The sequence below is a fragment of the Bacteroides sp. 1_1_30 genome (assembly GCF_020982715.1).
GTDB classification, from domain to species: Bacteria; Bacteroidota; Bacteroidia; order Bacteroidales; family Bacteroidaceae; genus Bacteroides; species Bacteroides xylanisolvens.
This window is the reverse complement of the sequence record NZ_JAJKHN010000157.1, coordinates 1-5,853: the sequence shown is the minus strand read 5'-3', so window position 1 is coordinate 5,853 and position 5,853 is coordinate 1. Positions and strand designations below refer to the sequence as shown.

Here is a 5,853-nt window from a genome sequence, read left to right as displayed (position 1 = left end):
GTATTAATATAGGGATTTACTTTTTGAAGTATTAAATAAAACTTTGATTAATATTTAATGTTGGTAACAAAGATAAACAGTCAGAGAAATTATATATTCTCCCCATTCAGTTACTTACTCAAATTTACGATTATCATGTTTTGCCTGAATGATACGATGTGCTCCTTTCTTTTGGTTATCCGATTATAATACTAATAAGAGTTCCTCAATTTGTCAATTTCATATTGTATTAGACCAAGATTTGTCAATGTCGTTGTTGCTAACTTATTTAGTTTTAGTATATTATTTTCTGGTGATTCATTTATGTTTATATATTCTGTTAATTTTCTAATTGCTGATATTGGAATACCGTATTCCATTAATGCTGCGATATTGGGATGTAAAAAACCATTTTCAAGATTACTTGCAATAAAGCTATAATTACCATACTTCATATTTGATTTTTTAAATACATACTCCTGCAAGTTGGAGATGACATTTAACCATTTGGGTAGTTTATAATCAAACCAATGTCGGCTAATATGTAAAATGGCATAAGAAGCAACATCAATCCGCTTTTGTTTATTAGGAATTTTGCTAGACCAAAAGTTGTCATTTACATAATATGAAATAACAGCATTTATAGACTTCATGTTAATATATGAAAAAGCGAAACTAGCCAACCACCGAGCAGATAAACGTCCAATACCCTCAATATATGTTTTGTCACCTGCACCACTTAACGTATCCCAGCATAATTCGATAGCTACACTTAAATTGTCGAAAGTTTTGGGAGTAGATGTCCAATTTAGCTGGGAGTTATAATATTGGAGGTTAGACTCAATTTTATTTATAATGGCTAATTGACCTTCTATTGAAATACCGTTGTTGGATCTAATTACTTCTTTTATTTCGGGAGACATATTGTCAAACTTCGCAAGTCTTATTTTTGCTTTCTCTTCAATGTCTTTTTCATCCATAGAAATTAAAACTTCTAATGGGGCTTGTTCTTGATTAAAAATAGGTATATCAACAAATAGTTCCATTTGTTCAGGCTGATTTTCAAATCTAATTACATTACCAATATAATGTTTCCTCATACGACCAGATCGACCTGCAATATTTTTATAATCAAAAAAGTCTATAGGTTGTCCTCCTTTATCTTTATCAAATAAAATAACATTTTTAGCAGATGTGTTTACCCCTTCTATCAATGTTGATGTACAAAATAGCCACCTGATTGATCCTTCATTAAAACAATCAACAATTGAACCGCCTAAATGACGGGGCAAAGCGCCATGATGAAAACCTATACCACAATTCAAAGCATCTATTAAAGACCACTTGGAATTAATATTGTCTTTAATCCATTCACCTATTTCTTTATTTCTTTGAACATACGGAACTAGCATTAATTTATTTTCATTTTTTAAATATGAAGCATAGTCTAATGCTAGATTAGTGGCCTTATTGGGAGAGGAACAGTAAATAATCGTTTGTTCTTTTGTTGATGAAAGTAATTTGAAGAGTTCTAGCTTTTTTAATTCTTTTTTCTCTTTAGCTTTACCTTGAATATTGACATTAGTCTCATTGACTGCTACTGTTGCAAATTCAGTAGGATACCAAATTAAGTCATATTTATTTTTGAAATTTAAAGGTATATCTTTAATCATAGGTCCTAATAGATAGAATTTACTAGTAAATTTCAATAGTTTGGCAAATGCTTGATTCAAAGCTATAGCTCTATCATCATCTCTATCTAAACTTAATTTATAGAACTCATCTATGACAAAAAACTCTATTTCAGGAAATTGGTTATATTCAACCACACGTTCTCCTGTAAATAAAAATATATTTCCTTTTTCTTTAGTTGGCTCTTGACTAGTAGAAACAATTATCTTGTACCAGTTTTTATATTTCAAAAGTTTCTTTCGGGTTTCATCAAGTAAAGCTAGAGTTGGTTGAATAATTACTATCTGTTCATATAGTTTGCTGGCAATAACTTCTTCAATAAGTAAACTCTTTCCAAAGCTTGTTGGTGCACTTACAACCAAAGAACGTTTACTCTGTAATTCTATAGATAAATGTTGTTGCTCTTCATGTAGATAAATATTATCTAAGTGAGGGGATTTGTGATATTCATAACATAAAAGGGAGCTTTGAGAAAGTTGCTTTGGATCAACATAAGGATATAAACCTGCAGCGGCAGTTAAGTCATTCCAAATGGAATAGGTGTTTTTATCTACTTTCTTCCATGCATCTAGTATTCTAATGATTATATCTCTACCATATTTATTATTTTCTCTAGAACGTAATAAAGATGAACACAATTGCGAAAGCGAAAAACTATGCTCATAATCAATGTTTTTTGTTTCTGTTATATATATGATAGCATCTTGAACTTTCTGTGGTGTCATATTTGCTGCATTAATTTTAATCGTTTATCTAATTCGGTATTTAACATATCTTTATTTTGTACAGGTAGAAGCATTAATATGACTTCTGTTGAAACATTCCCTTTCAATTTATCAAAGGTCTTACAAAGAGCTGTACATTCCGATATGAAATCCTCAAAATATTTATTACTTTCTTCGCAATGATTTTTAAATAGATCACTATTATAAGTACACACCATTGGAATTACTATATTGGAAAAAATTACATCTAGTTTTTGATGCTCATCCATAAGACTTCGCCAATATTCTATCTCTGGAATGCTTTCTGGGAGTTTCTTAGATATTAAGCTAAACTCTCTTCGTAAATAATCTGCATTAACATGCTTTTTTATATCTTCAGCCAAATCTCTGACTCCAGCATCTCCTGTTTTGTATAATTTAGATTCACCAAGCCATAATTTTTTCTTGTCTCCAGTGATAGTTACCTGTACACCATCAAAACCATGAGCAGGTACATTGTGTGAATCTTTAAAATATATTTTTGAAATTAATGGAATTGTGTTCTGAAAATCTCGCAACAATAAATGAAGAATTAGTTCACCAAATTCTCCTCTATTTTGATATTTGTCTGTTAGGTATACTATTTGTGCGGCTTCTTTTAAGCGAGATATTATTTCAGTAAGTGGAATAGAAGTACCACAGTGATAACCTAAAGAAAATTCGGGTATTACATTTCTTACTATGTCAACCAAAGGCTGTAGTCTAAATTGCTTTTGATCGAATCCAATATGATACGCTTTCAGTGTAGGTTCACAAATATATTCTTGAATTACTAAATCAGATTTAAAAGGTCTACTCATTATATAAAATTATGTTTACTGAAATTTATTACAAAGATATAAATTTAATCTGATAATTTATTAAACAGTCTATTATAAATAGTTGTATTACTCACGGCTTTTTCATTTAAGAAATATTGTTCATCGCTTGTTATTGCAGTAAAAATCCTTATATTCGTGCGCAGTGATGCGGAAGCACCGCTTTAGGTGTTTCTTCTTATCGTTCATTTTTATTTTTTTTATAGGCGGAATTCAATAGAATATGATGTTGGTATTGTCTTCCGCCTTTGTTTTTGCGCCAGCAAAAATACGATTTATTCCACTGATATACAACTTTTTACGTAAATATTATTAAAGAAGAAACACCTTGGCTGTCTTCGTGGCAGCATTATGACTCATTTGAGAAAATTTGTATCCTCAATCCCTGAATACCGCAGAACAAGCCGAGGAAACTTCAAACACAAACTTGAAGATATACTCATGCTTGTAATATTGGGCAGGCTCAGTAAGTGTATTACCAGAGCTGAAATACTTCAATTTGGCAAACGTCACTTGAAACGCCTACAGGCGAGAGGGTTATTTCCGTATGGGTTACCCTCAGAAGCTACGCTTTGCCGTGTGTTTCAAAGCATAGACGATGAAAAGATGGCTGATCGCATGTCTGCTTTTGCCGACGTTTTCCGCAAGGAAATATCCGCTTCGGCAACTGACATCATTTGTATTGATGGAAAGGCCATGCGGGGTACCTTGTACGACAACGGACGTAATCCTGATATCGTCTCTGCATATTCACTCCGTTCGGGTTTTACTTTGGCTACTGATGTTTGCAAAGAGAAAAGTAATGAAATCAAATCCGTGCCCCGGCTATTGGACAAACTAGAGGTATCAGGATGTGTAGTCACCGCAGATACCATGTCATGCCAAAAGGTGATAATAGACAAGATTAGAGATAAAGGAGCGGACTTCGTGATCGAACTCAAGGCGAATCAAAGATCTTTGCGCTATGGGCTTGAAGATTCTATAAAGACCGCCACCCCAACTGATATCTATAAGAAAGGTCCATACTTGGAACACGGCAGGATTGAGTCAAGGATATGCCGTATATACCGTGGGGAAGAACTGATTGTCGACAGAGAAAAATGGAATGGCAATTTGACAGTTGTAGAAATACTCACAGCTACGGAAAAAAAAGTCTGATGGTAAGAGTACATCCGAACAGCGACTGTACATTTCAAGCCTGGATAGCAGTGCAGAGCGGCTTAGTCAGATAACCAGACAGCATTGGGCTATTGAAAGCATGCACTGGGATCTTGACCGTAACCTCCGGCAGGACAGCATAAAGCGTAAGGCTGAACGGGCGGCTAGAAACCTGGACACAATTCAGAAAATAGTGCTGGCACTGATTGCCGTTTGGAAGAACAGAAGGAAAAAAATATCAGATAAGCAAAAGGGGACGGCGCAGATAATGAGGGAGCTAGCGGTAAGTTTCACTAACGTGTTGCATTTTCTGGCTCAAAAATGAGAAAAATTCAGATTTGACATATCCGTAACGCATTGATTATCAATAACAGCATTCCCGCCCATGCCGCAATGGCATGGGTAGGGGAATGGTACGCCCAATTCAAAGCTTAAATGAAAAAGCCGTGTTGTATTACTAAATTTCTTAAAATACCTTATTACAATTCTATTCTTACTGATAACTATATGTTGACTATTTTTGAGATTATATTGATGTTGTATCGATAAATTCAGTTTGCTTACTAATTGTTATTTAACTTTTTCTCCTCCTTCACCATCTTTCTCCACCTCTGAAACGCCCTCATTAAACTTTCTTCTTCCACTAACCCTACCATATTATAATGTTCGACAAAAGTTTCCATTGATTTTTTGAACATGATGCCGTGGCAGTATTTATTTTCCAGTAGAAATTCATAAAGTTCGGCCCTCATTTCTACTTCCATTGCTTTTTCAATGATAAGTGCACTGTTATGACCTATATAATTATATACATTTGGATTTTTGCCGTTTCTGGGATGGGGGAGGGTGAAGGTAATATTTCCGGTTTCGTGCCATGAGGCGTTGGGAGGGTGGGGAATGGATAGCTGGTGGAGAAAGTGGTAGATGGGCTGGGTGTCGAGAAGATGGATCGCGGAAAGTGAGGAAGAAGAGCGGTCTGGAGGTACGTCGAGGTGATTTTTGTAGCGCATGTACATGTAAGCCGCTAGATAGGGCTTGATCTGAAAAGTAACTGTAACCATTGTTTTTAGATTTGATTTGTAAAATATTTATCAGTGGAGTACCGTGTTTGATATTGGTATCCGTTTTCTTTTGTTGAAAATTTTACTTAAAAAGAAAGGCCGGGAGAACGCTTTTGTAATGATTTGCTTTTCAGATAGTTACATAAGTGGGTTTTGGTTTTAAACCAACGGGTCGTTCCTTTTAAAGGAACGACCCGTTGCACACCGAGAAACACCTCGTTGGTTTTAATGCAACGAGGTGCTCCTTAAAATCAAGAGATAAAGCTAGAATAAATCTCTCGAAATTTTGAAATCATAAAATAACTTGTTTGTTTTTGATGTAAATAAATAGTACTGTTGTATATTTACTTGTTTTTATCTATATAAAGAAATATACAGAGT

At 34.3% G+C, this 5,853-nt stretch carries 5 protein-coding genes; 2 read left to right on the top strand and 3 right to left on the bottom strand.

Features of this window, described 5'->3' with window-relative positions:
* Positions 1-191: 191 nt before the first annotated feature.
* Both LPH68_RS25320 and LPH68_RS25315 read right to left on the bottom strand, forming a co-directional pair.
* The gene (locus LPH68_RS25320; RefSeq protein WP_004296101.1) at positions 192-2,396 is read right to left on the bottom strand and encodes a DEAD/DEAH box helicase; all 2,205 of its coding nucleotides are present in this window, start codon (positions 2,394-2,396) and stop codon (positions 192-194) included.
* Positions 2,393-3,235, bottom strand: a complete 843-nt coding sequence (locus tag LPH68_RS25315) for a DUF1837 domain-containing protein (protein ID WP_115484757.1) — start codon at positions 3,233-3,235, stop codon at positions 2,393-2,395. The genes LPH68_RS25320 and LPH68_RS25315 overlap by 4 nt, the downstream gene beginning before the upstream one ends.
* A gap of 369 nt (positions 3,236-3,604) precedes the next feature.
* On the opposite strand from LPH68_RS25315, the gene LPH68_RS25310 reads away from it, so the two are divergent.
* Both LPH68_RS25310 and LPH68_RS25305 read left to right on the top strand, forming a co-directional pair.
* Positions 3,605-4,411 carry an ISAs1 family transposase gene (locus LPH68_RS25310; protein ID WP_230297220.1) on the top strand — a complete coding sequence of 269 codons (807 nt, stop codon included), beginning with the start codon at positions 3,605-3,607 and terminating at the stop codon, positions 4,409-4,411.
* 100 nt (positions 4,412-4,511) lie between these two features.
* The gene (locus LPH68_RS25305) at positions 4,512-4,736 is read left to right on the top strand and encodes a hypothetical protein (protein ID WP_230297219.1); all 225 of its coding nucleotides are present in this window, start codon (positions 4,512-4,514) and stop codon (positions 4,734-4,736) included.
* Positions 4,737-4,974: 238 nt separating this feature from the next.
* Here LPH68_RS25305 and LPH68_RS25300 read toward each other — a convergent pair whose 3' ends face one another.
* Positions 4,975-5,472 (bottom strand): hypothetical protein, encoded by a 498-nt coding sequence (locus LPH68_RS25300; protein ID WP_151923445.1) that lies wholly within the window; start codon positions 5,470-5,472, stop codon positions 4,975-4,977.
* Positions 5,473-5,853: the final 381 nt, after the last annotated feature.